The organism is Pseudomonas sp. B19(2017), from assembly GCF_002113165.1.
Lineage (GTDB): Bacteria > Pseudomonadota > Gammaproteobacteria > Pseudomonadales > Pseudomonadaceae > Aquipseudomonas.
This window is the reverse complement of sequence record NZ_NEJR01000004.1, coordinates 186,748-212,750: the sequence shown is the minus strand read 5'-3', so window position 1 is coordinate 212,750 and position 26,003 is coordinate 186,748. Positions and strand designations below refer to the sequence as shown.

Genomic DNA, 26,003 nt, shown 5'->3' with positions numbered 1-26,003 from the left:
CTGCCAACATCCGGCCACTGCATCACCTGGTGTCTAAGGTAAACTGCACGACTTTTGCAGCTCGCCGAGAATTCCATGCCAATCCGTCATTGCATCGTTCACCTGATCGACAAAAAGCCCGATGGCAGCCCCGCCGTGCTGCATGCCCGCGATTCCGAACTGGCCGCCTCCGACGCCATCGAAAACCTGCTGGCCGACCTCAATGACAGCTACAACGCCAAGCAAGGCAAGGCTTGGGGATTTTTCCACGGTGAGTCTGGCGCCTACCCGCTCAGTGGCTGGCTGAAGCAGTACCTGGACGAAGAAAAGGACTTTACCGCCTTCAGCCGCGTGGCCGTGGAGCACCTGCAGAAGCTGATGGAAGAATCCAACCTGTCGACCGGTGGCCACATCCTGTTTGCCCACTACCAGCAAGGCATGACCGAATACCTGGCGATCGCCCTGCTGCACCACAGCGAAGGCGTGGCGGTGAACGCCGAACTCGACGTGATGCCTTCGCGCCACCTCGACCTTGGGCAGCTGCACCTGGCGGCGCGCATCAACCTGTCGGAGTGGAAGAACAACCAGAACTCCAAACAGTACATTTCGTTCATCAAGGGCAAGAACGGCAAGAAAGTCTCGGACTACTTCCGTGACTTCATCGGCTGCCAGGAAGGCGTCGACGGCCCGGGCGAAACCCGCACCCTGCTCAAGGCCTTCAGCGACTTCGTCGAGAGCGAAGACCTGCCTGAAGAGTCCGCCCGCGAAAAAACCCAGACCCTGGTCGAGTACGCCACTACCCAGACCAAGCTGGGCGAGCCGGTCACACTTGAGGAGCTGTCCAGCCTGATCGACGAGGACCGGCCCAAGGCGTTCTACGACCACATTCGCAACAAGGACTACGGCCTGTCGCCGGAAATCCCCGCGGACAAGCGCACCCTCAACCAGTTCCGCCGTTTCACCGGGCGTGCCGAGGGGCTGTCGATCAGCTTCGAAGCGCACCTGCTGGGGGACAAGGTCGAATATGACGAAGAAGCAGGGACCTTGATCATCAAGGGCCTTCCGACCACCTTGGTGGATCAGCTGAAGCGGCGCAAGGACTGATGGCCCCGAGGCCTGCTGCGCCATAGGAAGCCACCAACGCCTCCTTCGCCGACTTGCGCAGCCGCTTCACCAGCCGCTCCTGGCGCAACGCCTCGCCCTTGTCCGGCCATTGCTCCACATACACCAGCGCCTTGGCCGGGCTGGTCTTGAAGTAGCGCGCGCCCTGCCCTTTCTGGTGCGCCAGGAAGCGCCGCTGCGGGTCATCGCTGATGCCGCAGTACAACGAACCATTGGCCGCCCGCACCAGGTAGACATACCAGGGCTTGCTGACAGCGCCTTCGTCGATTTCACTCACCCCGGGCCTGCTGGAACGCGCGCAACCCTTTGAATGCCTGCTGGCGTACCTTGTTCTGCACCAGCGGCGACCAGCCCAGCAGCACGCCTGGCATACCCAGCGCCTGCCGCGCCCAGCACCACATGTCGAAGTGGTCATCGTGCTGGCAGATCAGCCCGTCACGGATCACGAAACGCGCCTGGATATCGTTGACCACGGTGCGGCCGGTCTGGCTGAACAGGTAGGTCGCAACCCAGTGCGCTCCACCACTACGCTCGTCAGCGCGGACGCTGTCGAAGGTCAGGGTGAAGTCCTTGGCGCGAGTGGTGAGCATCCGCCACATGTCGCCTGCATCCTTGCCGCGCAGGGTGCCGAAGACCGGGTCGCTGAAGACGATATCGTCGCTGTAGCAGGCGACCATGGCCTCGGCGTCCAGGCGCTGGAATGCCTGGTAGAAGCGGGTGATCAGGTCGCGGTTGGCGTCGCTCATGGGGGCTGGTCCGTCCTGGGGGATGAAAGCAGCACGATAAGCTGCCACGACGCCTTACGCCAGTGCCGGCCTCTTCGCGGGCTCGCCCGCTCCCACAGGTACAGCGCAGCATTCAAGGTGTGCGCGATCCCTGTGGGAGCGGGCATGCCCGCGAAGAGGCCGCTACTGCCAACAGTCCTTCAGACCCTCTCGCTGCTCACCTGCACATGCAAAGCCCGCCCGGCCCCCAGGCCGAACACGATGGCACCTACACCCAACACGGCAAAAATCCACCCCACTGCCGCCCAGCCCCCGGTCAGGTCATGCACCAGCCCCACTGCAAATGGCCCCATCGACGCCAGCGTGTACCCCACCCCCTGCGCCATGCTCGACAGGTTCGCCGCCACATGGGCATCCTTCGAGCGCAGCACGATCAAGGTCAGCGCCAGGGCAAAGGTACCGCCCTGCCCCAGGCCCAGCACCACCGCCCAGCCCCACAGCCCGGAAAGCGGCGCATAAAGGCAACCGAACAGACCAGCCAGGGTAATCAGCATGACCAGCACGATCGCCAGCCGCTGGTCCTTGCCGCGAGTGGCCAGCCAGGGCGCACTGAGCGAACTGGCCAGCTGCACGATTACCGAACCCGACAGCACCAGCCCCGCTTCGGTCGGGCTCAGGCCGCGACCGATCAGGATCGATGGCAACCAGCCGAAGACAATGTAGGCCAGCGAAGACTGCAAGCCCATGTACAGGGTCACTTGCCAGGCCAGCGGATCACGCCAAAGCCCACGCACGCGGTAGGCCACCTTGTGCAGACCATGGCCCTGGCGGGCTTGCGGCAGCCATACCAACATGGCCAGCAGAGCCGGCAACACCCAGAAACCCAGCCCCAGCGCCCAGCTGTCGTCGAAATGCCGGGCCAGGGGTACCGTGGCACCCGCCGCCATGGCCGCGCCCAGGCACAACGCCATGGTGTACACGCCGGTGAGAGTGCCAGCGTGCTGCGGGAAGTCGCGCTTGACTATCCCCGGCAGCAATACACCAACAATACCGATACTGGCCCCCGCCATCAGGCTGCCGAGGAACACCCCGATAGCGCCAAAGGTACTGCGTAGCACAATGCCCAACGCCAGGGTGAGAAGAATACCGAGGATCACCCGCTCGCTGCCAAAGCGCCGCGCCAGCACCGGCGCCAAGGGGGCGAACAGGCCCAGGCACAGCACCGGCAGGGTGGTCAGCAAACCGGCCTGCGAGGCATTCAGCCCCAACCCGTCGGCTACCTGGCCCAGCACCGGCGCCATGCTCGACAGCGCCGGGCGCAGGTTCAGGGCCACCAGCACCAGGCCCAGCAGCAATAGCCAGGGCCGCCGCACGATCACGGGCTGCTGCTGGACCTGCTCGTCGTCAGCCTCGGCGTCGATCAGCAATTCATCGAGGTCCCGCTCGTTCGATGGAGTGTTACGGGTGATGGATTCAGGCATGGCCTTCTCGGAGTCAGGATTCGATAAGGGTACGGCTCAGGCGCTTGGCCCGCTCCGCATCTCGTTGCTCGATGGCGGCGAGGATCTGCCCATGCAGGTCGAACGTGGCCTGGCAGCGCGGTACGGTCGCCATGTTGCGCTGCAGCGCGGCAGCCACTACCCCGGAAAAGTACCGGTACAGTTCACTCAAGGCCGGGTTATGGGCGGCATCGACCAAGCGCTGGTGAAACACCAGGTCACAGGCCACATAAGCATCGATATCACCGTGAAAATGCCCGGCACTGTTGGCCAGGGCATCACGCAGCGCTTGCAGGTCGGCGTCGGTACGGCGCAGCGCTGCAAGGCCGATAGCCTCCGCTTCGAGGATGTGGCGGGTTTCACGGGCCTGCTCGGGCGTGCAACGGGACATCGCCTGCACCGCCTGCAGCGGGTCCTGGGCAGTGCGCAGGTAGCTGCCGTCGCCCTGGCGTATCTCTACCAGGCCACTGAACGCCAGCACGCGCATGGCCTCGCGTACGGTGTTGCGGCTGATGCCCAACTGCAGGGCCAGTTCCGGTTCGGTCGGCAGGCGCTGACCGACTTGCCAGTCGCCCAACTCGATGCGTTCGCGCATGCGCTCGACGGCCAGTTCGACCAGGGAGCGCTTGGTCAATTCGGTACTCATGCAACTCAACCAATCATCCGATGAATCTGGTCAGCATAATGTATACCGGCAATACAGCAAACACTTATGGTTTCTGGCGATGGTGCAATCCTTGTGGGAGCGGGCATGCCCGCGAAGCATCCAACGCGATGGATGGCACCGGCATTGCCGGTGTTCGCGGGCACGCCCGCTCCCACAAGGGCTACGTCACGGCAGCTTGCAATACCGTCAGTTCAACGCATCGAGCAGCGCCTGGTTCATCTCTGGCGTACCGATGGTGATGCGCAGGAACTGGGCAATGCGTGGCTGCTTGAAGTGGCGCACGATCACGCCCTGCTCACGCAGGCGTGCAGCCAGCTCACCGGCATCTTGTTGCGGATGGCGGGCGAAGATGAAGTTGGCCGCCGACGGCAGCACTTCGAAGCCCTTGGCCTGCAGCTGCTCGACCAACACCTCGCGGCTGTCGATCACCTTGCGGCAGGTTTCCTCGAAGTACTCGCGGTCCTCGAACGCCACCGCCGCGCCGATGATCGCGGCACGATCCAGCGGGTAGGAGTTGAAGCTGTTCTTGATCCGCTCCAGCGCCTCGATCAGGTCCGGGTGGCCCACCGCCAGGCCAACCCGCAGCCCGGCTAGCGAGCGCGACTTCGACAGGGTCTGGGTGACCAGCAGGTTGTCGTAGCGGTCCACCAGGCTGATCGCCGTTTCACCACCGAAATCGATGTAGGCCTCATCGACCACCACCACCGAATCACGGTTGGCCTGCAGCAGCTGCTCCACCGCCTGCAATGGCATCAGGCAGCCGGTCGGCGCGTTGGGGTTGGGGAAGATGATGCCGGCATTGGGCTTGTGGTAGTCCTCGATGCGGATCTGGAACTGCTCGTCCAGCGCCACCTGTTCGAAGGCGATCCCGTAGAGCCCACAGTACACCGGGTAGAAGCTGTAGCTGATGTCCGGGAACAGCAGCGGTGCGTCGTGCTGGAACAGGCCATGGAAGATGTGCGCCAGTACCTCGTCCGAACCGTTGCCGACGAACACTTGCGCCGGGGTCACGCCGTAGTACTCGGCCACCGCCTGCTTCAGCCGGTCACTGTTCGGGTCCGGGTACAGGCGCAGGTTGTCGTTCAGCTCGCCGCGCATGGCCTCCAGCGCCTTGGGCGACGGGCCGTAGGGGTTTTCGTTGGTGTTCAGCTTGACCAGGCGGGCCAGCTTGGGCTGCTCGCCCGGCACGTAAGGCACCAGGTCCTTGACGAAGGGGCTCCAGAATCGACTCATGCTCAGTTCCCCTTCTCTTGGGTCAGGATGCGGTATTCAGCGCTGCGGGCGTGGGCGGTCAGCGATTCGCCACGGGCCAGGACCGAGGCGGTGTGGCCCAGCTCGGACGCTCCCTGCTCGGAGCAGAAAATGATCGACGAACGCTTCTGGAAGTCATACACCCCCAGTGGCGACGAGAATCGCGCAGTGCCGGAAGTCGGCAACACGTGGTTGGGCCCTGCGCAGTAGTCGCCCAGCGCCTCGCTGGTGTGGCGGCCCATGAAGATCGCGCCAGCGTGGCGGATGTGCGGCAACCAGGCCTGCGGGTCGGCCACCGACAGTTCCAGGTGCTCCGGCGCGATGCGGTTGGCCACTTCCATGGCCTGCTGCATGTCACGCACCTGGATCAGCGCACCACGGCCATTGATCGACTTCTCGATGATCTCGGCGCGCTCCATGGTCGGCAGCAGCTTGTCGATGCTGGCGGCAACCCGGTCGAGGAAGGCGGCATCGGGGCTGACCAGGATGGCCTGGGCATCTTCGTCGTGCTCTGCCTGGGAGAACAGGTCCATGGCGATCCAGTCCGGGTCGGTCTGGCCGTCGCACACCACGAGGATTTCCGACGGCCCGGCAATCATGTCGATACCCACCTGGCCGAACACATGGCGCTTGGCGGTGGCGACGTAGATGTTGCCCGGGCCGACAATCTTGTCCACCTGCGGCACGCTTTCGGTACCGTAGGCCAGCGCGGCCACAGCCTGGGCGCCACCAACGGTGAACACACGGTCGACACCGGCGATGCAGGCAGCCGCCAGCACCAGCTCGTTGACCTCGCCACGCGGGGTCGGCACCACCATCACCACCTCGGCAACGCCGGCGACCTTGGCCGGGATGGCGTTCATCAGTACCGACGACGGGTACGACGCCTTGCCGCCCGGCACATACAGGCCGGCGCGGTCCAGCGGGGTGACCTTCTGGCCAAGCACGGTGCCGTCGGCTTCGGTGTACTGCCAGGAATCCTGCTTCTGCCGCTCGTGGTACATGCGCACACGGTTGGCGGCCTTTTCCAGGGCTTCGCGCTGGGCCGGGGTAATGCGGGTCAGGGCCAGCTCCAGGCGCTCGCGACCGAGGATCAGGTCACCAATCGACTTGGCATCGACGCCATCGAAACGCTGGGTGAATTCCACCAGTGCCGCATCGCCGCGCTCGCGCACGGCCTTGATGATGTCGAGCACCCGCTGGTTGACCGCGTCATCGGACACACTTTCCCAGCTCAGCAGATGATCCAGATGTCGGGCGAAATCCGGGTCAGCAGCGTTGAGACGGGCAATTGCAGTGGACACGGTCATGGCGAGGGCCTCGATTATTGGCGAATGCTCAGGCGCCCTAGGCTACCAGTCCATCCGCGCGGGCACCCGAGAAAAATGGCTATGACGCGGATAGACGGGCGCGACAGCGAAGGTCGCGCACAGAAGGTAGTAAGTCAGCCGCGGTGTCGCGATTCGACCGCTCCGCGCAGCGTGTCGATCAGGCTCTGGATACGGGCGTGCTGCATTTTCATGGAGGCCTTGTTGACCACCAGGCGCGAGCTGATCGTGGCGATCAGTTCCTGGGGTTCCAGGCCGTTGGCACGCAGGGTATTGCCGGTGTCGACCACGTCGATGATCTTGTCGGCGAGGTTGATCAGCGGTGCCAGTTCCATCGAGCCGTACAGCTTGATGATGTCGACCTGGCGGCCCTGTTCGGCGTAGTAGCGTTTGGCTACGTTGACGAACTTGGTCGCCACGCGCAGACGGCCCTTGGGCTCGGGTGCACCAACCACGCCAGCGGTCATCAGCTTGCAACGGGCAATCTGCAGGTCCAGGGGCTCGTACAGGCCCTGGCCGCCATACTCCATCAGCACATCCTTGCCGGCCACACCCAGGTCGGCGGCACCATGCTCGACATAGGTCGGCACATCGGTGGCACGCACGATCAGCAGGCGCACATCGTCCTGCGTGGTGGGGATGATCAGTTTGCGGCTCTTGTCCGGGTTCTCGGTCGGCACGATACCGGCCTCGGCCAGCAACGGCAGGGTATCGTCGAGAATACGGCCTTTGGAAAGCGCGATGGTCAACATTGGAACGTCGGTCCTTAAGCGGCTACTGCCGGCCGGGCGCAGAGCCCGACCGCATTCAATTCGTTAGGCCCATCCTGTGGGAGCGGGCCAGCCCGCGAACACCGGCAGAGCCGGTGCCATGAACCGCGGAGGCTTCTTCGCGGGCATGCCCGCTCCCACAGGATGTGCCAGGCAGATAACTAGCCCGGTACGCGACGGATCTTCGCGCCCAGCATCTGCAGTTTTTCTTCGATGCACTCGTAACCACGGTCGATGTGGTAGATGCGATCGATCAGGGTATCGCCTTCGGCTACCAGCGCCGACAGCACCAGGCTGGCGGAAGCTCGCAGGTCGGTGGCCATTACCGGGGCACCCTTCAGCGCCTTGACGCCAGTGACGATGGCAGTGTTGCCTTCGACCTGGATCTGCGCGCCCATGCGGTGCATTTCGTAGACGTGCATGAAACGGTTTTCGAAGATCGTCTCGATCACCGCGCCAGTACCTTCGGCAATGGCGTTGAGCGAGATGAACTGCGCCTGCATGTCAGTCGGGAACGCCGGGTAGGGAGCGGTACGCAGGTTGACGGCTTTCGGCCGCTTGCCGTGCATGTCCAGCTCGATCCAGTCTTCACCGGTGGTGATGTCGGCGCCGGCTTCCTTGAGTTTTTCCAGGACGGCTTCAAGGATGGTCGGGTCGGTGTCCTTGACCTTGACGCGGCCACCGGTCACGGCAGCGGCCACCAGGTAGGTCCCCGTCTCGATACGGTCCGGCATCACGCGGTAATGGGCCGAATGCAGGCGCTCGACGCCATCGATGGTGATGGTGTCGGTACCAGCGCCCTGGACCTTGCCGCCCATGGCATTGATGAAGTTGGCCAGATCGACCACTTCCGGCTCGCGCGCGGCGTTCTGCAGCACGCTGCGGCCCTTGGCCAGGGCAGCGGCCATCATGATGTTCTCGGTACCGGTCACGCTGACGGTGTCGAAGAAGAAGTGCGCACCGCGCAGGCCACCCTCAGGCGCCTTGGCCTTGATGTAGCCGGCTTCGACTTCGATCTTCGCGCCCATGGCCTCGAGGCCACGGATGTGCAGGTCGACCGGGCGCGAACCAATGGCGCAACCGCCAGGCAGGGCCACTTCGGCCTCACCGAAACGGGCAACCATCGGGCCCAGCACCAGGATCGAGGCGCGCATGGTCTTGACCAGCTCGTAAGGCGCGACCAGGGTCTTGATGGTGCGTGGATCGATCTCCACCGCCAGCTTTTCGTCGATCACAGGCTCGATGCCCATGCGCCCGAACAGCTCGATCATGGTGGTAATGTCGTGCAGGTGTGGCAGGTTGCCCACGGTGACCGGGCCGTCGGCCAGCAGGGTCGCCGCCAGAATCGGCAGGGCTGCGTTCTTCGCGCCCGAAATGCGGATTTCGCCATCAAGGCGAGCGCCGCCAGTAATAATCAGTTTGTCCATTGGAATCTCGCCGCCACGTTGGCTCAGGTGCGCTCAGCCCAGGCTGCGCTGCTGAAAAATTTCATGGTTACCGCATGGATGCTGCCATTGGCGATCCACGGATTCAGGTGAGCATAGATCGCCTGCTGGCGTTTGACCGGGCTCAGGCCAGCCAACTCGTCGCTGATCACGTTCAACTGGAAGTTGCAGCCTTCGCCTTCAACTTCGACCCGGGAACCCGGCAATTTCTCTTCAAGGAAGCTTTTAACTTCTACGGCCTGCATGCTCAACCTCAATCGGCGCCCGATGCGCACGGGTCGGCCATCATACAAAAAAGCCCCTCGCCTGCGAAGCCCAACGAGGGCTTCGCTGACCGAGGGGCCATCACAAGTGCGTAGCCATCATGTTGCCAGCACTTCATTGAGGTCATAAACCTCGGCAATTTCCCGCATGTCGTCGGGCATGCTGCGCACCAGGCACGCCTTGCCGGCGGCCTGGGCATCGCGCATGAAGGCCAGCAGCAACGACAGGCCGACACTGGTGGAGCGCTGCACTGCCGAGCAATCGAGTACCAACTGCGCCTCGCGACAGGCCGCGATCAGCGCCTTGCCCTGTTTGCGCAGGACCGGCCCGCTGCGGTAGTCCAGCTCGCCTGCCAGGCACAGCACGCCCGGCTCGGCCATGCTTACCCCGGCCTCACTCATTTGACGGTCTTCTCTGGCGAGTTGTCGGCGGCCTGCTTGGCCTTGGCCACTTCGCCGGCCCAGCCGTCAATGGTCTTGTCCAGGTCGTTGCCATTGCGCTGCATGGCGTCGGCGAACTGGTCGCGGAACAGCTTGCCGATGTTGATGCCGTTGACGATCACGTTACGTACTTTCCATTCACCACCCAGATTTTCCAGGGTGTACTGCACCGGGTACACGGCGCCATTGTTGCCGGTGACCTTCATGCCCACGGAGGCGCGCTTGCCGTCATCGGCCTTGGCCGGGTCTACGACGATACCCTGGTTGTTGTACTCCAGCAGCGCGTTGCCGTAGAACTGGAACAGGCTGCGCTTGAAGTTTTCCTGGAACCGCTGCATCTGCTCGGGCGTGGCCTTGCGCGAGTACTTGACGGTCATGATGCTCTTGGAAATACCGTCAGCGTCGACCACCGGCGCGAGGATCCGGTCGAGGGTGTCGTAGAACGCTTGCGGGTTGGACTTGTATTGTTCCTTGTTGGCCTTGAGCTCACCCAGCAGCTCGGTGGTAGTGCTCTGCACCACGTCGTGCGGCGACTGCGCGGCCAGTGCCATCAGGGGGAAGGCCGCCAACAGGACCAGCAGGCCACGTCGCAGGATGGAAATCATGGAAACTCCTTAATTAGCCGGTTGCGCTTCTTTAGGTTCCTTGCCAACGGAGTTGAGCAGGAACTTGCCAATCAGATCTTCCAGCACCAGCGCCGACTGGGTGTCGTGGATGGTCCCGCCGTCCTTGAGCACCTGGTCCTCACCGCCCACGCTGATGCCGATGTACTTCTCGCCAAGCAGCCCGGCGGTCAGGATCGAGGCAGTGGAGTCGGTCGGCAGGTTGTCCACCGACTTGTCCAGTAGCAGCGTCACCCGACCGGTGTAGGAATCACGGTCCAGATCGATGGCGGTAACCTTGCCGATAGTGACACCGGCCATGGTCACTTTAGCTCTGACCGTCAAACCGGCGATATTGTCGAAGTAGGCATAAACTTTATAGGAATCGCTGCTCGGGCTGGCCGACAGCCCGCTGACACGCAGGGCCAGCAGCAGCAGCGCCAGGATCCCGGCCAGGAGGAACAGGCCGACACCGATTTCCAGGGTGCGGTTTTGCATCAGAAATCTCCAAACATCAAGGCGGTCAGAATAAAGTCCAGACCCAGCACTGCCAATGAGGCATAGACCACGGTCTTGGTGGTGGCACGGCTGATCCCCTCTGAGGTGGGCTCACAGTCGTACCCCTGGAATACGGCGATCCAGGTCGTGACGAAGGCGAATACCAGGCTCTTGATGAGCCCGTTGAGCACGTCGTCGGTGAACGAAACACTGTTCTGCATGTTGGCCCAGAATGAGCCTTCGTAGACGCCCAGCCAGTCCACCGCCACCCACGAGCCGCCCCAGATGCCGACCACGCTGAAAATCAGCGCCAGCAACGGCAGCGAGATGAAACCGGCCCACAGCCGCGGTGCGACAATGTACTTGAGCGGGTCGACACCGATCATTTCCAGGCTCGACAACTGCTCGGTGGACTTCATGTTGCCAATTTCGGCGGTCAGCGCCGAACCGGCACGGCCGGCGAACAGCAACGCGGTCACCACCGGGCCGAGCTCTCGCAACAGGGTCAGGGCGACCATCTGCCCCACCGCCTGTTCCGAGCCGTACTTGGTCAGGATGCTGAAGCCCTGCAGCGCCAGCACCATGCCGATGAACACGCCGGAGACGACGATGATCGCCAGCGACAGCACGCCCACCGAGTACAGCTGCCTGGTCAGCAGCTGGAAGCCGCCACCGATGCCGCCGCGGCCGATCAACGCATGGAACAGGAACAGGCAGGATCGCCCCAGCACCGCCAGCACGTCGATTGCCGAGCGGCCCAGCAGGCGGACACGTTCGAGTAAGGATCTTCTGCGCATCAACGCGCTCCCAGCAGGTCGGCGCGGTAGTCAGGCGCAGGGAAGTGGAAAGGTACCGGGCCGTCCGGATCGCCCTTCATGAACTGGCGAATGCGCGGGTTGTCCGAGCCCATCAGTTCGTCAGGCGTCCCCTGGCCCAGCACCTGGCCGTCACCGACCACATAGATGTAGTCGGCAATGCTGGCGGTTTCCGCCAGATCATGGGAAACCACGATGCTGGTGATACCCAGGGCATCGTTGAGCAGGCGGATCAGGCGCACCAATACGCCCATGGCGATCGGGTCCTGGCCGACGAACGGTTCGTCGTACATGAGGATCTGCGGGTCCAGGGCAATCGCCCGGGCCAGCGCCACACGGCGTTTCATGCCACCGGACAGTTCGTCGGGCATCAGGTCGATGGCACCGCGCAGGCCAACGGCCTGCAGTTTCATCAGCACGATATCGCGGATCATTTCGTCCGACAGCTGGGTGTGCACACGCAGCGGGAACGCAACGTTCTCGAAAACATCGAGATCGGTGAACAGCGCGCCGCTCTGGAACAGCACCCCCATTTGCTTGCGGGCGTCGAACAGGTCACTGCGCGACAACGTCGGCAGGTTCTGCCCGGCAACCCAGACCTCACCGCTGGCAGGGCGCAGCTGCGCGCCCATCAGGCGAAGCAACGTGGTCTTGCCGCAACCCGATGGCCCCATGATACCGGTGACCTTGCCGCGCGGGATGCGAATGTCGACGTTGCTGAAAATGCTGCGCGAACCGCGTTTGAAGGTAACCCCCTTCAACTCGACCGCGTAGGCGCTATCCACACTCATCTAGACTCCTTGCTGGTGCAGCCTCGTCCTAATGGACGTCGGCCTTCTTCTGGAAGGCACAAGCGCCCCTGGCAGGCCGAATAGCGGCGAACTATAGCACCGCTGACAGCGCCGCCCCAAGGTCGGCTAACGAGTCGTTCAGCCCTGCGACAGGCTGGCGAGACATTCGCCACGGCAATCGAAAGCGTGAGGGTTTCTTTCATTGCAGCTATAATCGCCGCCTTTTCATCAGGCATTGCTTTTTCGACATGAGCCAATCCAGCGAGCTGATCCAATCCGCCCAACGCACCCTGCGCCTGGAACTCGAGGCCGTAGAGGCCCTGCTGGCGCGCATCGACGACAATTTCGTCAAGGCCTGCGAGCTGATCCTGGCCAGCAAGGGCCGGGTCGTCGTGGTCGGCATGGGCAAGTCCGGGCACATCGGCAACAAGATCGCCGCCACCCTGGCCAGCACCGGCACACCGGCGTTTTTCGTGCACCCGGCCGAAGCCAGCCATGGCGACATGGGCATGATCACCCGTGATGATGTCATCCTTGCCCTGTCGAACTCCGGCAGCACCGCCGAAATCGTCACCCTGCTGCCGCTGATCAAGCGCCTGGGCATCAAGCTGATCAGCCTGACCGGCAATCCGGACTCGCCGCTGGCCCAGGCTGCCGAGGTCAACCTCGACGCCCGCGTCGAGCAAGAGGCCTGCCCGCTGAACCTGGCCCCCACCTCCTCCACCACCGCATCGCTGGTGCTGGGCGACGCGCTGGCCATTGCCCTGCTCGAAGCCCGCGGTTTCACCGCCGAGGACTTTGCCTTCTCGCACCCGGGCGGTGCGCTGGGCCGCCGCCTGCTGCTCAAGGTGGAGAACGTGATGCATGCCGGCGACGAACTGCCTCAGGTACCCCGCGGCACCCTGCTCAAGGACGCACTCCTTGAAATGTCCCGCAAAGGCCTGGGCATGACGGTGATCGTCGAAGCCGACGGCAAGCTGGCCGGGATCTTCACCGACGGCGACCTGCGTCGCAGCCTGGACCGCAACATCGACGTCCACACCACCCTGATCGACCAGGTCATGACCGTGCATGGCAAGACGGCCCGCGCCGAAATGCTCGCGGCCGAGGCCCTGAAGATCATGGAAGACCACAAGATCGGCGCCCTGGTGGTGGTGGACCGCGAGGACCGCCCCACCGGCGCCCTGAACATGCACGACCTGCTGCGCGCCGGCGTAATGTAAAGGAGCGATGGAATGAACCAGGACCTCATGCAACGCGGCAAGCACATCAAGCTGGCAGTGTTCGACGTGGACGGCGTGCTCACCGACGGGCGCCTGTACTTCCTCGAGGACGGCAGCGAATTCAAGACCTTCAACACCCTCGACGGCCAGGGCATCAAGATGCTCATGGCCTCGGGCGTGACCACCGCAATCATCAGCGGGCGCAAGACCCCGGTGGTCGAGCGCCGGGCAAAGAACCTCGGCATTCCGCACCTTTACCAGGGCCGCGAGGACAAACTGGTGGTGCTCGACGGCCTGCTCGCCGAACTGGGCCTGAGCTATGCTCAAGTGGCCTACCTGGGCGACGACCTGCCCGACCTGCCGGTGATTCGCCGGGTCGCCTTGGGCATGGCGGTGGCCAACGCCGCGCCGTTCGTTCGCCAGCACGCCCACGGCGTGACCCAGGCACGGGGCGGCGAAGGCGCGGCCCGTGAATTCTGTGAACTGATCATGCAGGCCCAGGGCACCCTGGACGCTGCCAACGCCAACTACCTGTAAGGCTGCCCATGTTCAGCAAGAAAGCCCGCAACATTGCGCTGCTCGCGGTGATCGCTGCCCTGCTGGTGGCGATCGGCTACTGGAATGTCAGCCCGGAAAGCTTCCTCGACAAGCCGGTGACCCAGGTCGACGCAAGCGCCATCGACTACTACGCGGTCAACGCCCACAGCCTGCAGTTCCTGCCCGACGGCAAGCTGCAGTACGAAATGACCGCCGACAAGGTCGAACACCTCAAGGCCAGCGAAATCACCCTGCTGACCACGCCGGACCTGCACCTGTACCGCGGCACCGAATACCCGTGGCACGTGCAGAGCACCCGCGCCGAGGTCAACCCGGACGGCAGCGAAGTCGAACTGATCGACAACGTCCGGGTTGCCCGCACCGACGAAAAGCAGCGCGAAATGATCATTACCAGCTCACGCATGACCGTGTTCCCGCAGAAGCAATATGCGCAGACCGAGCAAGCCGTTAGAATCGACGGCGCCGGTGGCACAACTACGGGCAAAGGAATGAAAGCGTATTTGAAAGAAGGCAAGATGGACTTGCTCTCTAACGTAAGAGGACAGTATGAGGCTCGTTAAAACCCTCCCCCTTTTGCTCAGCCTGAGCGCAGCACTGGGAAGCGCGAGCGCCCTCGCCCTGCCGAACGACCGTGACCAGCCGATCCGCATCCAGGCCGACAACGCCCACCTGGACGACAAGCAGGGCGTGGCCACCTACACCGGCGACGTGATCATCACCCAGGGTTCGATGATGATCAAAGGCAACACCGTGACCATCACCCGCTCCGCCTCCGGCGACATCGACGTGGTGACCTCGGTGGGCAACCTGGCCTACTTCGAGCAGCAGCAGAGCGCGGCCAAGCCGGACAAGATGAAAGGCTGGGGCGTGACCATCCAGTACCAGTCGCAGAAGGACCTGGTGATCCTCACCGATCGCGCCAAGGTCGAGAACGAAGGCAACACCACCGAAGGCGAAAAGATCGTCTACAACACCCAGACCCAGGTGGCGACCGCCGGTCGTGGTGGCAACGTGACCTCGCCGCGTCAGCGTATCGACATGGTGATCCAGCCCAAGAAGAAGGCCGAGTAAATGGCAACCCTCAAAGCCCAGCACCTGGCCAAGAGCTACAAGGGGCGGCAAGTCGTGCGTGACGTCAGCCTGTCGATCGACAGCGGCCAGATCGTCGGCCTGCTCGGCCCCAACGGCGCCGGCAAGACCACCTGTTTCTACATGATCGTCGGCCTGGTCCAGGCCGAGCAGGGGCGCGTGCTGATCGACAACCTCGATGTCAGCCACCAGCCCATGCACGGGCGCGCCCGCGCCGGTATCGGCTACTTGCCGCAGGAAGCCTCGATCTTCCGCAAGCTGTCGGTGGCCGACAACATCATGGCCATCCTCGAGACCCGCAAGGACCTCGACCGCGACGGCCGGCGCAAAGAGCTGGAAAGCCTGCTGCAGGAGTTCCACATCAGCCACATTCGCGACAACCTCGGCATGAGCCTGTCCGGTGGTGAGCGCCGCCGCGTGGAAATTGCCCGTGCGCTGGCGACCGCACCCAAGTTCATCCTGCTGGACGAACCGTTTGCCGGTGTCGACCCGATCTCGGTCGGCGACATCAAGCAGATCATCCACCACCTCAAGGCCAAAGGTATCGGTGTACTGATCACCGACCACAACGTGCGTGAAACCCTGGATATCTGCGAAACCGCCTATATCGTCAATGATGGCCGGCTGATCGCCGAAGGCGACGCCGAAACCATCCTGGCCAACGACCTGGTCAAAGAAGTTTACCTGGGCCACGAGTTCCGGCTCTGAGCCCGGCACGCGCCTGGAGTACTGGCAAATCGCCCTGAAACCGGGGTTAAAGTTGTTACAGTACTCTAGGCAAACGCTACAATTTAAGGCATAAAACTTGCTTGATCTGGCGCCCCGGCGCCCTCGTGTAGTGGATGGCGCATGCGCGCCGGCGAACAAGGTATTAAGCCCCAGCCATGAAACCATCGCTCGTCCTAAAAATGGGCCAGCAACTGACGATGACACCGCAGTTGCAACAGGCCATCCGCCTGCTCCAGCTCTCCACCCTGGACCTCCAACAGGAAATCCAGGAAGCGCTGGAGTCGAACCCGATGCTCGAACGTCAGGAAGACGGCGACGACTTCGACAACAGCGACCCGATGGCCGACAACGCCGAGAACAAGCCGGCCGCCGAAGTCCAGGACAACAGCTTCCAGGAAAGCACCACCAGCGCCGACACCCTGGAAGACGGTGAATGGAGCGAGCGCATCCCCAACGAGCTGCCGGTCGACACCGCCTGGGAAGACATCTACCAGACCAGTGCCAGCAGCCTGCCGAGCAACGACGACGACGAGTGGGACTTCACCACCCGTACATCGGCCGGGGAAAGCCTGCAAAGCCACTTGCTGTGGCAATTGAACCTGGCCCCGATGTCCGACACCGACCGCCTGATCGCCGTCACCCTGATCGACAGCATCAACGGCCAGGGTTACCTGGAAGACACCCTCGAAGAAATCTGCGCCGGTTTCGACCCGGAGCTGGATATCGAGCTGGACGAGGTCGAAGCGGTGCTGCACCGCATTCAGCAGTTCGAGCCTGCCGGCATTGCTGCCCGCAACCTGGGCGAATGCCTGTTGCTGCAACTGCGCCAACTGCCCGCCAGCACCCCGTGGATGACCGAAGCCAAGCGCCTGGTCACCGATTTCATCGACTTGCTCGGCAGCCGTGACTACAGCCAGCTGATGCGGCGCATGAAAATCAAGGAAGACGAGCTGCGCCAGGTCATCGAGCTGGTACAAAGCCTCAACCCGCGCCCTGGTTCGCAGATCGAGTCCAGCGAGCCCGAGTACGTGGTGCCCGACGTCATCGTGCGCAAGGACAGCGACCGCTGGCTGGTGGAACTGAACCAGGAGGCCATCCCGCGCCTGCGCGTCAACCCGCAGTACGCCGGGTTCGTGCGCCGCGCCGACACCAGCGCCGACAACACCTTCATGCGCAACCAGCTGCAGGAAGCGCGCTGGTTCATCAAGAGCCTGCAAAGCCGCAACGAAACCCTGATGAAGGTGGCCACGCAGATCGTCGAGCACCAGCGCGGCTTCCTCGACCACGGTGACGAAGCGATGAAGCCGTTGGTGCTGCATGACATCGCCGAAGCGGTAGGTATGCACGAGTCGACCATTTCGCGAGTTACCACGCAGAAATACATGCACACGCCGCGTGGCATCTACGAACTGAAATACTTTTTCTCCAGCCACGTCAGCACCTCCGAAGGCGGAGAATGCTCGTCCACGGCGATCCGCGCGATCATCAAGAAACTGGTTGCGGCGGAAAATCAGAAAAAGCCATTGAGTGACAGCAAGATCGCTGGTTTACTGGAGGCACAAGGCATCCAGGTAGCCCGTCGCACCGTCGCCAAGTACCGCGAGTCCCTCGGCATCGCACCGTCGAGCGAACGCAAGCGACTGATGTAGCCCCTGAGATGTGCCACAGCGTTTGTGGGGCAGGTGCAAGACCTGCCTCTTTATGCACGGGCAACAAAGGAGAAGCTGTATGCAAGTCAATATCAGTGGACAGCATGTAGAAGTCACCCAGCCACTGCGCGATTATGTGCTTGAAAAGCTCGCTCGCGTGGAAAGTCACTTCGACAAGATCACCAACGTGCAGGTCATCATGAAAGTCGAGAAGCTGCAGCAGAAGGTCGAGGCGACCTTGCAGATTCCCGGCGGCGAAGTGGTTGCCAACGCCGAACACGAAGACATGTATGCAGCGATCGATGCCTTGGCCGACAAGCTCGACCGCCAACTGAAAAAACACAAGGAAAAACAGCAAAGCCTGCTGCAAGGTGCAGCTGCCCGCTGATCCCCCCCATCCATGATCCGACTTGAAACCATCCTGACCCCCGGCCGTTCCCTCGTGAACGTGCCGGGTGGCAGCAAGAAGCGCGCCCTGGAAAAGGTCGCCACCGTCATCGCCGAACAAGTGCCAGAACTGGAGATGCAGGATGTCTTCGAAAAACTGGTCGCCCGGGAAAAACTCGGTTCGACCGGTTTCGGCAATGGCATCGCCATTCCGCACTGCCGGCTTGAAGGATGTTCCGCTCCGGTCAGCGCCCTGCTGCACCTGGAAGCCCCTATCGACTACGACGCTATCGATGGCGCACCGGTGGACCTGCTGTTCGTCCTGCTGGTGCCAGAAGCCGCCACCGATGCCCATCTGGAATTGCTGCGCCAGATTGCCAGCATGCTCGATCGCAAGGAGGTTCGTGATCGCCTGCGTGCGGCCACCAGCAGCGAGGCCCTGTTCCAGGTTGTCCTGGACGTACAGAACGAGCACTGAACATGCGCCTGATCATCGTCAGCGGCCGGTCCGGCTCCGGCAAGAGCACCGCCCTCGATGTCCTGGAAGACAACGGTTTCTACTGCATTGACAACCTGCCCGCCGGGCTGCTGCCGCAGCTCGCAGAAAATGCGCTGATCAACACCGAATTACTGCAACCCAAGGTCGCCGTGTCGATCGACGCGCGCAACCTGCCCAGCCACCTCTCACGTTTTCCCGAGTTGCTCGAAGAAGCCCGCGCCCGGCATATCCAGTGCGACGTACTGTACCTGGATGCCGACGAAGACATGCTGCTCAAGCGCTTCTCGGAAACCCGCCGGCGCCACCCGCTGACCAACGCCAACCGGTCGCTGGCGGAAGCCATTCGTGTGGAAAGCGAACTGCTGGGGCCGATTGCCGACCTGGCCGACCTGAAGATCGACACCACCAGCCTGAACCTGTATCAGCTGCGGGATTCGATCAAGCTGCGCCTGCTCAACCAACCCGAGCCTGGCACTGCGTTCCTGGTCGAGTCATTCGGGTTCAAGCGCGGAATGCCGGTCGATGCCGACCTGGTGTTCGATGTGCGCTGCCTGCCCAACCCCTACTGGAAGCCCGAGCTGCGTGAGCACTCCGGCCTCGACCAACCGGTGATCGACTACCTGGCCGCACAGCCGGACGTCGAAGAAATGTTCAACGACATTTCCAGCTACCTGCTCAAGTGGCTGCCCCGCTTCGCCGCCAGCAACCGTGCCTACGTCACTATTGCCATTGGCTGCACCGGCGGCCACCACCGCTCGGTATATATCACCGAGCGCCTTGGCCAGTTGCTGCAGCAATCCCTGAAAAACGTCCAGGTCCGCCATCGCGACCTCTAGCCCAAGGATCCGCCCCACGATGCCCGCCCGTGAAATTACCATCATCAACAAGCTGGGTCTGCATGCCCGGGCGGCGGCCAAGTTCGTCGGCGTTGCCGGCCGCTTCCCCTGCCAGGTCAGGGTTGGCCGTGCGCCCGACAAGCTGGTGGATGGCAAGAGCATCATGGCGGTGATGATGCTGGCGGCCGGCAAAGGTACGCAGGTGCACCTGCATACCGAAGGCGAGCAGGACGAGGACGCCATGGCAGCGCTGGTCGAGCTGATCAACAATTATTTCGACGAAGGCGAATAAATTTCGCAGGCCCCTGTGGGAGCGGCTTTAGCCGCGAAGAATCCAGCGCGGTGCATGGCACCGGCTGCGCCGGTGTTCGCGGGCAAGCCCGCTCCCACAGGGTCCCCGCTAATGCCTGAGAGAGGCCTTGTGTCGCCAGAGGCAGTATCAGATACCGCCAGCGGTGAGTTTTTCCGGGTCAAGCAGCGCTTCCAGCTGATCACGCGAAAGGTCGGTGTGCTCCAGCGCCACATCGATGACCGGACGGCCCTGCTTGTAGGCACTCTTGGCGATCTCGGCCGCCTTTAGGTAGCCGATGATCGGGTTCAGCGCGGTGACCAGGATCGGGTTGCGGGCCAGGGCTTCCTTGAGTTTGCCTTCGTTGACCTTGAAGCTGGCGATGGCCTTGTCGGCCAGCAGGCGGCTGACATTGGCCATCAGCTCGATGCTCTCCAGCAGGTTGCGGGCGATCACCGGCAACATCACATTCAGCTCGAAGTTGCCGGACTGGCCAGCGATGGCGATGGTGGCGTCATTGCCGATCACCTGGGCGGCGACCATGGCGGTGGCCTCCGGAATCACCGGGTTGACCTTGCCGGGCATGATCGAAGAGCCCGGCTGCAGGCCTTGCAGTTCGATTTCGCCCAGTCCGGCCAGCGGGCCGGAGTTCATCCAGCGCAGGTCATTGGCGATCTTCATCAGCGCCACGGCGGCAGTCTTGAGCTGGCCTGACAGGGCCACGGCGGTGTCCTGCGAGCCGATCAGGGCGAACAGGTTTTGCCCGGGGGTGAACCTGACCTGCGTCAGGCCGCTGAGCTGGTGGGCGAAGCTGGCTGCGAACCGGGGGTGGGCGTTGATGCCGGTGCCCACGGCAGTGCCGCCCTGGGCCAGCGCCTGCAGGCTCGGCAGGGTCGCCTCGATGTGCGCCTTGGCGCCATTGATCTGCGCCGCCCAGCCATCCAGCACCTGGCTCATGCGCACTGGCATGGCGTCCATCAGGTGGGTACGGCCGGTCTTCACGTACTGATGCACCTGTGCCGACTTGGCCTCGATCACCTGTATCAGATGCACCAGGGCTGGCAGTAGTTGCTCGTGCAGGGCCAGGGCGGCGCTTACGTGGATGGTGGTCGGGATGATGTCGTTGCTGCTTTGGCCGCAGTTGACGTGGTCGTTGGCGTTTACAGCCTCACCCAGCACGCGGCTGGCCAATGTGGCGATCACCTCGTTGGCGTTCATGTTCGAACTGGTACCGGAGCCAGTCTGGAACACATCCACCGGGAAATGCTGGATGAAGTCACCCGCCAGCAATTGCTCGACTGCAATTACGATTGCCTGGCCTTGCGCGGTCGACAGCTGGTCCAGTTCGACGTTGGCCTTGGCTGCGGCAGCCTTGGCCAGCAGCAGTGCGCGAATGAACTGGGCCGGCATGCGCTGGCCGCTTATCGGGAAGTTGTCGACCGCGCGCTGGGTCTGGGCACCGTACAGGGCCTGGGCCGGCACCTGCAGTTCGCCCATGCTGTCACGCTCGATTCGGGTATCACTCATCATCAGATCCTTGCATCAGTTCATCGGGAGAAATCGACGGCAGCAGGCGGCAATTGGCCAACTGCAGGGCGTAGAACTGCCAGCGCTGGTCTTGCACCGCGCGGTCGAGGTTGCGCAGTTCCAGCAGCGGGCGCCAGGCCTGGTCCAGGCACAGACAGCGCCAATGCCAGGGCAGCATGCGGTCGCTGGCGGTATCCAGCAGCAGGCGGAAGGAGGTCAGCGCCACCGTCCATGGCGAGGTTTCGGTGCAGCACACCAGGTAGCGGCCTTCGGCCAGGTAATGCTCGATCAGGCGCGGCTCGTCGGGTTCGAGTGCGCAGCGGATTCGCCGGCTGAGCCAGCGCCAGTTTTCCAGGTAGGGCAGTTCGCGGAGGACGGATTTCATGAACATCATCGCCGGGTTACTGGATAATGATATTCATTATTAATTGATAGATAGAATCACTTCAAGTGCGAAGTGATGAAACAAAAACCCGGCGTGGGGGCCGGGTCTTCGGTTTTTTTAAAAAATTCTCTGTAGCCTGCGCCGGCCTCTTCGCGGGCTTGCCCGCTCCCACAGGTTTCAGGCTGATGCAGTACCTGTGGGAGCGGGCAAGCCCGCGAAGAGGCCGGCGCAGGCTGTGGATCAGCTACCTGCCACAGTCATCCGCTCGATCAGCACCGACCCGGTGTGAATGTTGCTGCGGGTCTCAAGATCGCTGCCAATCGCGACAATCTGCTGGAACATGTCCTTCATATTGCCGGCAATGGTCACTTCCTGCACCGCATGCTGGATCTCGCCATTTTCGACCCAGAACCCTGCCGCGCCACGGGAATAATCCCCGGTTACCATGTTCAGGCCATGCCCCATCAACTCGGTCACCAGCAGCCCGCGGCCCATGCGCCGGATCAGCGCCGCCTGGTCTTCGACACCATGGCTGACGAACAGGTTGTGCACGCCGCCGGCATTGGCCGTGCTTGGCAAGCCCAGCTTGCGCCCGGAATAGGTCCCCAGCAGGTACGACACCAGTTCGCCCTTGTCGACGAACGGCTTGGCATAGGTAGCCAGGCCATCGCCATCGAATGCGGCACTGCCCAGTGCCCGCGGTATGTGCGGGCGCTCGTCGAGGGTAAGCCAGGTGGGGAACAGGCGCTGGCCAATGGTGCCCTCCAGGAACGAGGACTTACGGTACAGGTTGCCGCCGGAGATGGCCGACAGGAAGCTGCCGAACAGCCCCCCGGCCAGCTCGGCCGAGAACAGCACCGGTACCTCGCAGGTCGGCACCGGCCGCGCCCCCAGGCGGCTGGCAGCACGCTGGGCAGCGCGTACGCCGATGCTACGCGGATCGGCCAGCAGGTTGCCCTGGCGGTTAACGTCGTACCAGTAGTCACGCTGCATCTGCCCGTCGCCTTCGGCGATCATCACGCAGCTCAGGCTGTGCCGGGTCGAGGCGTAGCCACCGATGAAACCATGGCTGTTGCCATACACGCGGCAGCCCTGGTGGGTATTGAGGGTGGTACCGTCGGCGTTGAGAATGCGCGGGTCAGCGTCGAACGCCGCCGCCTCGCAGGTCAGAGCCATCTCGATGGCCTTCTCGGGCTCGAGGTTCCAGTCGTGGTACAAGTCCAGGTCGGGGATCTCGCGGGCCATCAGCGCCGCGTCGGCCAGGCCGGAACATTCATCCTCGGAGGTATGTTTGGCAATCGCCAGGGCAGCGGCGACGGTTTCACGGATCGCGTCCGGGCCACTGGCCGAGGTGCTGGCCGAGCCTTTGCGCTGGCCGACATAGAGGGTGATGCCAAAGCCTTGGTCGCGATTGAACTCGACCGTTTCGACCTCACGCTGGCGTACCGTGGTGGACAGGCCCTGCTCCAGCGACACCGCCACTTCGCAGGCACTGGCCCCCTGGCGGCGCGCCTCGGCGATGATCGCCTCGACCTGCTCCTGCAATGCTGGCAGGTCCTTCGGACCTACGCTCTGGACTGCACTCATGGTTCTCTCCACTCAAATTCTGCGTTCGGCGAGGGTCATTCTACGACCGGGCCGGACAAGCGGCCCCCGACTGGTTATCATGGCGGCGATTTCTAGCGGACTGCCACCATGGTTGATTCAAACGACGACGCCTTCGACGGCGAAAAAAGCAAAACCCAGATCAAGCGCGAGCTGCATGCGCTGGTCGAACTCGGCGAGCGCCTTACCACGCTCAAGGCCGATACCCTGGCCCGCCTGCCGTTGACCGACGAGCTGCGCAAGGCGCTGGCCGAAGCCAGCAAGCACACCGCTCACGGAGCCCGCAAACGCCACATGTCGTTTGTCGGCAAGCTGATGCGCGTGCAGGACCTGGATGCGATCCAGGCCTTGCTCGAACAGATGGACAGCTCGACCCGCCAGTACAACGAGCGCTTCCACAGCCTGGAACGCTGGCGCGACCGGCTGATCGACGGTAACGACGAAGACCTCGAGCGCTTCGTCAATGAGTACCCCGACACCGATCGCCAGCAGCTGCGCTCGCTGGTGCGCCATGCCCAGCACGAGAAGGCGCGGAACAAGCCGCCTGCTGCCGCGCGCAAGGTGTTCAAGTACATCCGCGACCTCGACGAGCTGCAGCGCGGCTTGCGCTGATCGCCCTGGGGCCGCTGTGCGGCCCATTCGCAGCACAAGGCTGCTCCTACGGAAACACGCGATCCCTGTAGGAGCAGCCTTGTGCTGCGAATGGACCGCAAAGCGGTCCCCGAAGCCATCACGCCCCGGTACCGCCCACGGTAATCGCATCCAGCTTCAAGGTCGGCTGCCCGACCCCTACCGGCACCGACTGCCCGTCCTTGCCGCACGTCCCCACCCCGCTGTCCAGCGCCAGGTCGTTACCAACCATCGACACCCGGCTCATCGCCTCCGGACCATTGCCGATCAGGGTCGCGCCCTTCACCGGCGCGGTAATCCTGCCGTCTTCGATCAGGTAGGCCTCACTGGTCGAGAACACGAACTTGCCGCTGGTGATGTCCACCTGGCCACCGCCGAGGTTGGCGCAGTAGATGCCCTTCTTCACCGAAGCGATGATTTCCTGCGGGTCGCTTTCGCCGGCACGCATGTAGGTGTTTGTCATGCGTGGCATCGGCAGGTGCGCGTAGGACTCACGGCGGCCGTTGCCGGTCACCGCCATGCCCATCAGGCGCGCGTTCAGCTTGTCCTGCATGTAGCCCTTGAGCACACCGTTCTCGATCAGCGTGGTGCACTCGGTCGGGGTACCTTCATCGTCCACGCTCAGCGAACCCCGGCGGCCTTCGAGGGTGCCGTCATCGACGATGGTGCACAGGCTCGACGCCACCTTCTCGCCAATGCGGCCGCTGAACGCCGAACTGCCCTTGCGGTTGAAGTCACCTTCCAGGCCATGGCCGACAGCCTCGTGCAGCAGCACGCCCGACCAGCCCGAACCCAACACTACCGGCAGGGTACCGGCCGGCGCCGGAATCGCTTCCAGGTTCACCAGCGCCTGGCGCAACGCTTCGCGGGCATAGCCCATGACCCGTTCCTCGGTGAAGAAGCGGTAGTCGGTACGCCCGCCACCGCCCTGCCCGCCGCGCTCGCGACGGCCGTTCTGCTCGACGATGACGCTGACGTTGAAGCGCACCAGCGGGCGCACGTCGGCAGCCAGGCTGCCATCGGCCGCAGCGATCAGGATGCGCTCCCAGACCCCGGCCATGCTCACGCTGACCTGCTGGATACGCGGGTCCAGGGCGCGGGTGGCGGCGTCGACGCGCTTGAGCAGCTCGACCTTCTCGGCACGGCTGAGCACATCCAGCGGGTTGTCCGCCGAATAAAGAGCCGCCACGTCCTGGCTGCGGAAGGCCTGCACCTTGCCGTTCTGCCCGGCACGCGAGATCGAACGGGCAGCACGGGCGGCCGAGGTCAACGCTTCGAGGTTGATCGCGTTGCTGTAGGCAAAGCCGGTCTTTTCACCCGACTGGGCACGCACGCCCACGCCCTGGTCGAGATTGAAACTGCCCTCTTTGACGATGCCGTCTTCCAGCGCCCAGGTTTCCGAGATCTGGCCCTGGAAATACAGGTCGGCGGCGTCGATGCCGGGGCCGGCCAACTCACCCAGCACGCTCTGCAGGCTGTCCAGGGTCAAGCCGCCTGGGGCCAGGAGCTGCTCGCTGACGGTGGATAACATCTGGCTCATAGTCACTCCGAGGTGTGCGCAGGCCGCAACGCGCCCTGCGAGAAAAAGCGCCGGTGCGAAATTACCGGCATGCGCGCCCGGATGGACGCTTGTTCGTCAATGTCGCGCTCGGCGAGCAGTACCGCTTCACCTTGCGCCTGTTCCGCGACGATGCGCCCCCAGGGGTCGACGATCGCCGCATGGCCATGGGTTTCCCGTGGCCCCGGGTGAGTGCCGCCCTGTGCCGCAGCCAGCAGGTAGCACTGGGTCTCGATGGCCCGGGCGCGCACCAGCACTTCCCAGTGCGCCGCGCCCGTTACCGCAGTGAAGGCGGCCGGCGCAGTGATCAGTTCCGCGCCGGCGGCACGCAGTGCGCTGTACAGTTCGGGGAAGCGCAGGTCGTAGCACACGCTCAGCCCCAGCCGCCCTACCGGCGTATCGGCTACCACCACCTGGGCGCCATGGGCGTAGTCGTCAGACTCGCGGTAGCGGCCACGGTTGTCGGCAACGTCCACATCGAACAGGTGCAGCTTGTCATAGCGTGCCGCTATCTCACCGTGTTCGTCGACCAGCAGCGAGCAGGCATGGGCCTTGGCTTCGGGCTGGCCGACCGGCGGCAATGGCAAGGTACCGGCGACAATCCATAACCTGAGGTCGCGGGCGGTGCGTTTCAACCATGGCAGGATCGGCCCTTCGCCCAACGCTTCGGCGTGGCCGATGGCAGCGGCGTCCTTGCGGCCCATGGCGGCGAAGTTTTCCGGCAGCACGGCCAGCCGTGCACCGCCAAAGGCGGCCTGCTCCAGCAGGGCGCCGGCGCGCTGCAGGTTGGCCAGCACATCGTCCTGGCTGACCATCTGGATTACAGCTGCCTTCATGGGCACT

31 protein-coding genes are annotated in these 26,003 nt (G+C 63.4%); 12 read left to right on the top strand and 19 right to left on the bottom strand.

Translation table 11 applies throughout. The features are described 5' to 3' along the window. The first annotated feature begins 75 nt into the window (after positions 1 to 75). Positions 76 to 1,083 carry a nucleoid-associated protein YejK gene (gene yejK, locus CAF70_RS08650; RefSeq protein WP_085624016.1) on the top strand — a complete coding sequence of 336 codons (1,008 nt, stop codon included), beginning with the start codon at positions 76 to 78 and terminating at the stop codon, positions 1,081 to 1,083. Here yejK and CAF70_RS08645 read toward each other — a convergent pair. The 14 genes from CAF70_RS08645 to CAF70_RS08575 all read right to left on the bottom strand — a co-directional run bounded on the left by CAF70_RS08645 (position 1,031) and on the right by CAF70_RS08575 (position 12,196). Next, positions 1,031 to 1,378 (bottom strand): GIY-YIG nuclease family protein, encoded by a 348-nt coding sequence (locus CAF70_RS08645; RefSeq protein ID WP_085624014.1) that lies wholly within the window; start codon positions 1,376 to 1,378, stop codon positions 1,031 to 1,033. The genes yejK and CAF70_RS08645 overlap by 53 nt on opposite strands. After that, positions 1,371 to 1,847 carry a nuclear transport factor 2 family protein gene (locus CAF70_RS08640; RefSeq protein WP_085624012.1) on the bottom strand — a complete coding sequence of 159 codons (477 nt, stop codon included), beginning with the start codon at positions 1,845 to 1,847 and terminating at the stop codon, positions 1,371 to 1,373. Before CAF70_RS08640 ends, CAF70_RS08645 begins: the two co-directional genes overlap by 8 nt. A 179-nt stretch (positions 1,848 to 2,026) precedes the next feature. Next, positions 2,027 to 3,307 carry an MFS transporter gene (locus CAF70_RS08635; protein WP_085624010.1) on the bottom strand — a complete coding sequence of 427 codons (1,281 nt, stop codon included), beginning with the start codon at positions 3,305 to 3,307 and terminating at the stop codon, positions 2,027 to 2,029. A 13-nt stretch (positions 3,308 to 3,320) separates the two neighbouring features. Next, positions 3,321 to 3,971 carry a FadR/GntR family transcriptional regulator gene (locus CAF70_RS08630; protein WP_085624008.1) on the bottom strand — a complete coding sequence of 217 codons (651 nt, stop codon included), beginning with the start codon at positions 3,969 to 3,971 and terminating at the stop codon, positions 3,321 to 3,323. Positions 3,972 to 4,178: 207 nt separating this feature from the next. Beyond that, the gene (gene hisC / locus CAF70_RS08625; protein WP_085624006.1) at positions 4,179 to 5,225 is read right to left on the bottom strand and encodes a histidinol-phosphate transaminase; all 1,047 of its coding nucleotides are present in this window, start codon (positions 5,223 to 5,225) and stop codon (positions 4,179 to 4,181) included. A 2-nt stretch (positions 5,226 to 5,227) separates the two neighbouring features. Next, complete coding sequence (gene hisD / locus CAF70_RS08620) at positions 5,228 to 6,553, bottom strand: histidinol dehydrogenase (RefSeq protein ID WP_085624004.1); 1,326 nt, start codon at positions 6,551 to 6,553, stop codon at positions 5,228 to 5,230. A gap of 134 nt (positions 6,554 to 6,687) precedes the next feature. Then, positions 6,688 to 7,323 (bottom strand): ATP phosphoribosyltransferase, encoded by a 636-nt coding sequence (hisG, locus tag CAF70_RS08615; protein ID WP_003257924.1) that lies wholly within the window; start codon positions 7,321 to 7,323, stop codon positions 6,688 to 6,690. Positions 7,324 to 7,502: 179 nt separating this feature from the next. Continuing rightward, positions 7,503 to 8,768 (bottom strand): UDP-N-acetylglucosamine 1-carboxyvinyltransferase, encoded by a 1,266-nt coding sequence (gene murA / locus CAF70_RS08605; protein ID WP_085624002.1) that lies wholly within the window; start codon positions 8,766 to 8,768, stop codon positions 7,503 to 7,505. Positions 8,769 to 8,791: 23 nt separating this feature from the next. Continuing rightward, positions 8,792 to 9,031 (bottom strand): BolA family protein, encoded by a 240-nt coding sequence (locus CAF70_RS08600; RefSeq protein ID WP_003255121.1) that lies wholly within the window; start codon positions 9,029 to 9,031, stop codon positions 8,792 to 8,794. Between the two features lie 117 nt (positions 9,032 to 9,148). Beyond that, positions 9,149 to 9,451 (bottom strand): lipid asymmetry maintenance protein MlaB, encoded by a 303-nt coding sequence (locus CAF70_RS08595; RefSeq protein WP_085624000.1) that lies wholly within the window; start codon positions 9,449 to 9,451, stop codon positions 9,149 to 9,151. Further along, positions 9,448 to 10,095, bottom strand: a complete 648-nt coding sequence (locus tag CAF70_RS08590) for a phospholipid-binding protein MlaC (RefSeq protein ID WP_085623998.1) — start codon at positions 10,093 to 10,095, stop codon at positions 9,448 to 9,450. Before CAF70_RS08590 ends, CAF70_RS08595 begins: the two co-directional genes overlap by 4 nt. Positions 10,096 to 10,104: 9 nt before the next feature. After that, positions 10,105 to 10,590 (bottom strand): outer membrane lipid asymmetry maintenance protein MlaD, encoded by a 486-nt coding sequence (gene mlaD / locus CAF70_RS08585; protein WP_085623996.1) that lies wholly within the window; start codon positions 10,588 to 10,590, stop codon positions 10,105 to 10,107. Further along, on the bottom strand, positions 10,590 to 11,387 hold the full coding sequence (gene mlaE / locus CAF70_RS08580) for a lipid asymmetry maintenance ABC transporter permease subunit MlaE (protein ID WP_085623994.1): 798 nt from the start codon (positions 11,385 to 11,387) through the stop codon (positions 10,590 to 10,592). The genes mlaD and mlaE overlap by 1 nt, the downstream gene beginning before the upstream one ends. Further along, complete coding sequence (locus CAF70_RS08575) at positions 11,387 to 12,196, bottom strand: ATP-binding cassette domain-containing protein (RefSeq protein WP_085623991.1); 810 nt, start codon at positions 12,194 to 12,196, stop codon at positions 11,387 to 11,389. Before CAF70_RS08575 ends, mlaE begins: the two co-directional genes overlap by 1 nt. A gap of 248 nt (positions 12,197 to 12,444) precedes the next feature. Here CAF70_RS08575 and CAF70_RS08570 point away from each other — a divergent pair, with 248 nt between their 5' ends. From CAF70_RS08570 to CAF70_RS08525, 10 genes are all read left to right on the top strand, one after another. Next, a complete protein-coding gene (locus CAF70_RS08570; RefSeq protein WP_003257920.1) occupies positions 12,445 to 13,419 on the top strand; it encodes an SIS domain-containing protein in 975 nt (324 codons plus the stop codon). Between the two features lie 12 nt (positions 13,420 to 13,431). Continuing rightward, positions 13,432 to 13,956, top strand: coding sequence for an HAD family hydrolase (locus CAF70_RS08565; RefSeq protein ID WP_085623989.1), 525 nt, complete (start codon positions 13,432 to 13,434; stop codon positions 13,954 to 13,956). A gap of 8 nt (positions 13,957 to 13,964) precedes the next feature. Further along, positions 13,965 to 14,537 (top strand): LPS export ABC transporter periplasmic protein LptC, encoded by a 573-nt coding sequence (gene lptC, locus CAF70_RS08560; protein WP_085623987.1) that lies wholly within the window; start codon positions 13,965 to 13,967, stop codon positions 14,535 to 14,537. Then, on the top strand, positions 14,524 to 15,048 hold the full coding sequence (lptA, locus tag CAF70_RS08555) for a lipopolysaccharide transport periplasmic protein LptA (protein WP_063911362.1): 525 nt from the start codon (positions 14,524 to 14,526) through the stop codon (positions 15,046 to 15,048). Before lptC ends, lptA begins: the two co-directional genes overlap by 14 nt. Continuing rightward, positions 15,049 to 15,774: an LPS export ABC transporter ATP-binding protein gene (lptB, locus tag CAF70_RS08550; RefSeq protein ID WP_003255132.1), complete on the top strand. Its 726-nt coding sequence runs from the start codon at positions 15,049 to 15,051 to the stop codon at positions 15,772 to 15,774. It abuts the gene before it with no gap. Positions 15,775 to 15,950: 176 nt separating this feature from the next. After that, positions 15,951 to 17,444, top strand: a complete 1,494-nt coding sequence (locus tag CAF70_RS08545; protein ID WP_085623985.1) for an RNA polymerase factor sigma-54 — start codon at positions 15,951 to 15,953, stop codon at positions 17,442 to 17,444. A 79-nt stretch (positions 17,445 to 17,523) separates the two neighbouring features. Next, a complete protein-coding gene (gene hpf, locus CAF70_RS08540) occupies positions 17,524 to 17,832 on the top strand; it encodes a ribosome hibernation-promoting factor, HPF/YfiA family (RefSeq protein ID WP_003255135.1) in 309 nt (102 codons plus the stop codon). A gap of 12 nt (positions 17,833 to 17,844) precedes the next feature. After that, a complete protein-coding gene (gene ptsN / locus CAF70_RS08535) occupies positions 17,845 to 18,309 on the top strand; it encodes a PTS IIA-like nitrogen regulatory protein PtsN (RefSeq protein WP_015269060.1) in 465 nt (154 codons plus the stop codon). A 2-nt stretch (positions 18,310 to 18,311) separates the two neighbouring features. After that, complete coding sequence (gene rapZ, locus CAF70_RS08530) at positions 18,312 to 19,166, top strand: RNase adapter RapZ (RefSeq protein ID WP_085623983.1); 855 nt, start codon at positions 18,312 to 18,314, stop codon at positions 19,164 to 19,166. A gap of 19 nt (positions 19,167 to 19,185) precedes the next feature. Continuing rightward, the gene (locus tag CAF70_RS08525; RefSeq protein ID WP_085623981.1) at positions 19,186 to 19,458 is read left to right on the top strand and encodes an HPr family phosphocarrier protein; all 273 of its coding nucleotides are present in this window, start codon (positions 19,186 to 19,188) and stop codon (positions 19,456 to 19,458) included. 147 nt (positions 19,459 to 19,605) lie between these two features. Here the strand turns inward: CAF70_RS08525 and CAF70_RS08520 are convergent, their stop codons facing one another. The 3 genes from CAF70_RS08520 to pmbA all read right to left on the bottom strand — a co-directional run bounded on the left by CAF70_RS08520 (position 19,606) and on the right by pmbA (position 22,954). Beyond that, positions 19,606 to 20,982 carry a lyase family protein gene (locus tag CAF70_RS08520; protein WP_085623979.1) on the bottom strand — a complete coding sequence of 459 codons (1,377 nt, stop codon included), beginning with the start codon at positions 20,980 to 20,982 and terminating at the stop codon, positions 19,606 to 19,608. Continuing rightward, positions 20,975 to 21,367 (bottom strand): FagA protein, encoded by a 393-nt coding sequence (locus tag CAF70_RS08515; RefSeq protein WP_178076366.1) that lies wholly within the window; start codon positions 21,365 to 21,367, stop codon positions 20,975 to 20,977. Before CAF70_RS08515 ends, CAF70_RS08520 begins: the two co-directional genes overlap by 8 nt. Before the next feature lie 240 nt (positions 21,368 to 21,607). After that, positions 21,608 to 22,954 carry a metalloprotease PmbA gene (pmbA, locus tag CAF70_RS08510; protein WP_085623974.1) on the bottom strand — a complete coding sequence of 449 codons (1,347 nt, stop codon included), beginning with the start codon at positions 22,952 to 22,954 and terminating at the stop codon, positions 21,608 to 21,610. A gap of 108 nt (positions 22,955 to 23,062) precedes the next feature. On the opposite strand from pmbA, the gene yjgA reads away from it, so the two are divergent. Beyond that, entirely contained in the window at positions 23,063 to 23,584 is a 522-nt protein-coding gene (gene yjgA, locus CAF70_RS08505) for a ribosome biogenesis factor YjgA (protein WP_085623972.1), read from the top strand. A 118-nt stretch (positions 23,585 to 23,702) separates the two neighbouring features. Here the strand turns inward: yjgA and tldD are convergent, their stop codons facing one another. Both tldD and CAF70_RS08495 read right to left on the bottom strand, forming a co-directional pair. Next, entirely contained in the window at positions 23,703 to 25,142 is a 1,440-nt protein-coding gene (gene tldD / locus CAF70_RS08500; protein ID WP_085623970.1) for a metalloprotease TldD, read from the bottom strand. A gap of 2 nt (positions 25,143 to 25,144) precedes the next feature. Beyond that, entirely contained in the window at positions 25,145 to 25,996 is an 852-nt protein-coding gene (locus CAF70_RS08495; RefSeq protein ID WP_085623968.1) for a carbon-nitrogen hydrolase family protein, read from the bottom strand. Positions 25,997 to 26,003: the final 7 nt, after the last annotated feature.

Coding starts and splice junctions, on each gene's coding strand:
- CAF70_RS08635 (WP_085624010.1), bottom strand. CDS start 3,307: ATGCCTGAATCCATCACCCGTAACACTCCATCGAACGAGCGGGACCTC.
- CAF70_RS08630 (WP_085624008.1), bottom strand. CDS start 3,971: ATGAGTACCGAATTGACCAAGCGCTCCCTGGTCGAACTGGCCGTCGAG.
- hisD (WP_085624004.1), bottom strand. CDS start 6,553: ATGACCGTGTCCACTGCAATTGCCCGTCTCAACGCTGCTGACCCGGAT.
- CAF70_RS08640 (WP_085624012.1), bottom strand. CDS start 1,847: ATGAGCGACGCCAACCGCGACCTGATCACCCGCTTCTACCAGGCATTC.
- yjgA (WP_085623972.1), top strand. CDS start 23,063: ATGGTTGATTCAAACGACGACGCCTTCGACGGCGAAAAAAGCAAAACC.
- CAF70_RS08545 (WP_085623985.1), top strand. CDS start 15,951: ATGAAACCATCGCTCGTCCTAAAAATGGGCCAGCAACTGACGATGACA.
- CAF70_RS08515 (WP_178076366.1), bottom strand. CDS start 21,367: ATGAAATCCGTCCTCCGCGAACTGCCCTACCTGGAAAACTGGCGCTGG.
- yejK (WP_085624016.1), top strand. CDS start 76: ATGCCAATCCGTCATTGCATCGTTCACCTGATCGACAAAAAGCCCGAT.
- CAF70_RS08520 (WP_085623979.1), bottom strand. CDS start 20,982: ATGAGTGATACCCGAATCGAGCGTGACAGCATGGGCGAACTGCAGGTG.
- CAF70_RS08600 (WP_003255121.1), bottom strand. CDS start 9,031: ATGCAGGCCGTAGAAGTTAAAAGCTTCCTTGAAGAGAAATTGCCGGGT.
- lptB (WP_003255132.1), top strand. CDS start 15,049: ATGGCAACCCTCAAAGCCCAGCACCTGGCCAAGAGCTACAAGGGGCGG.
- ptsN (WP_015269060.1), top strand. CDS start 17,845: ATGATCCGACTTGAAACCATCCTGACCCCCGGCCGTTCCCTCGTGAAC.
- CAF70_RS08495 (WP_085623968.1), bottom strand. CDS start 25,996: ATGAAGGCAGCTGTAATCCAGATGGTCAGCCAGGACGATGTGCTGGCC.
- rapZ (WP_085623983.1), top strand. CDS start 18,312: ATGCGCCTGATCATCGTCAGCGGCCGGTCCGGCTCCGGCAAGAGCACC.
- mlaE (WP_085623994.1), bottom strand. CDS start 11,387: ATGCGCAGAAGATCCTTACTCGAACGTGTCCGCCTGCTGGGCCGCTCG.
- mlaD (WP_085623996.1), bottom strand. CDS start 10,590: ATGCAAAACCGCACCCTGGAAATCGGTGTCGGCCTGTTCCTCCTGGCC.
- CAF70_RS08575 (WP_085623991.1), bottom strand. CDS start 12,196: ATGAGTGTGGATAGCGCCTACGCGGTCGAGTTGAAGGGGGTTACCTTC.
- CAF70_RS08590 (WP_085623998.1), bottom strand. CDS start 10,095: ATGATTTCCATCCTGCGACGTGGCCTGCTGGTCCTGTTGGCGGCCTTC.
- lptA (WP_063911362.1), top strand. CDS start 14,524: ATGAGGCTCGTTAAAACCCTCCCCCTTTTGCTCAGCCTGAGCGCAGCA.
- hisG (WP_003257924.1), bottom strand. CDS start 7,323: ATGTTGACCATCGCGCTTTCCAAAGGCCGTATTCTCGACGATACCCTG.
- CAF70_RS08525 (WP_085623981.1), top strand. CDS start 19,186: ATGCCCGCCCGTGAAATTACCATCATCAACAAGCTGGGTCTGCATGCC.
- CAF70_RS08595 (WP_085624000.1), bottom strand. CDS start 9,451: ATGAGTGAGGCCGGGGTAAGCATGGCCGAGCCGGGCGTGCTGTGCCTG.
- lptC (WP_085623987.1), top strand. CDS start 13,965: ATGTTCAGCAAGAAAGCCCGCAACATTGCGCTGCTCGCGGTGATCGCT.
- hisC (WP_085624006.1), bottom strand. CDS start 5,225: ATGAGTCGATTCTGGAGCCCCTTCGTCAAGGACCTGGTGCCTTACGTG.
- hpf (WP_003255135.1), top strand. CDS start 17,524: ATGCAAGTCAATATCAGTGGACAGCATGTAGAAGTCACCCAGCCACTG.
- CAF70_RS08565 (WP_085623989.1), top strand. CDS start 13,432: ATGAACCAGGACCTCATGCAACGCGGCAAGCACATCAAGCTGGCAGTG.
- CAF70_RS08570 (WP_003257920.1), top strand. CDS start 12,445: ATGAGCCAATCCAGCGAGCTGATCCAATCCGCCCAACGCACCCTGCGC.
- murA (WP_085624002.1), bottom strand. CDS start 8,768: ATGGACAAACTGATTATTACTGGCGGCGCTCGCCTTGATGGCGAAATC.
- tldD (WP_085623970.1), bottom strand. CDS start 25,142: ATGAGCCAGATGTTATCCACCGTCAGCGAGCAGCTCCTGGCCCCAGGC.
- pmbA (WP_085623974.1), bottom strand. CDS start 22,954: ATGAGTGCAGTCCAGAGCGTAGGTCCGAAGGACCTGCCAGCATTGCAG.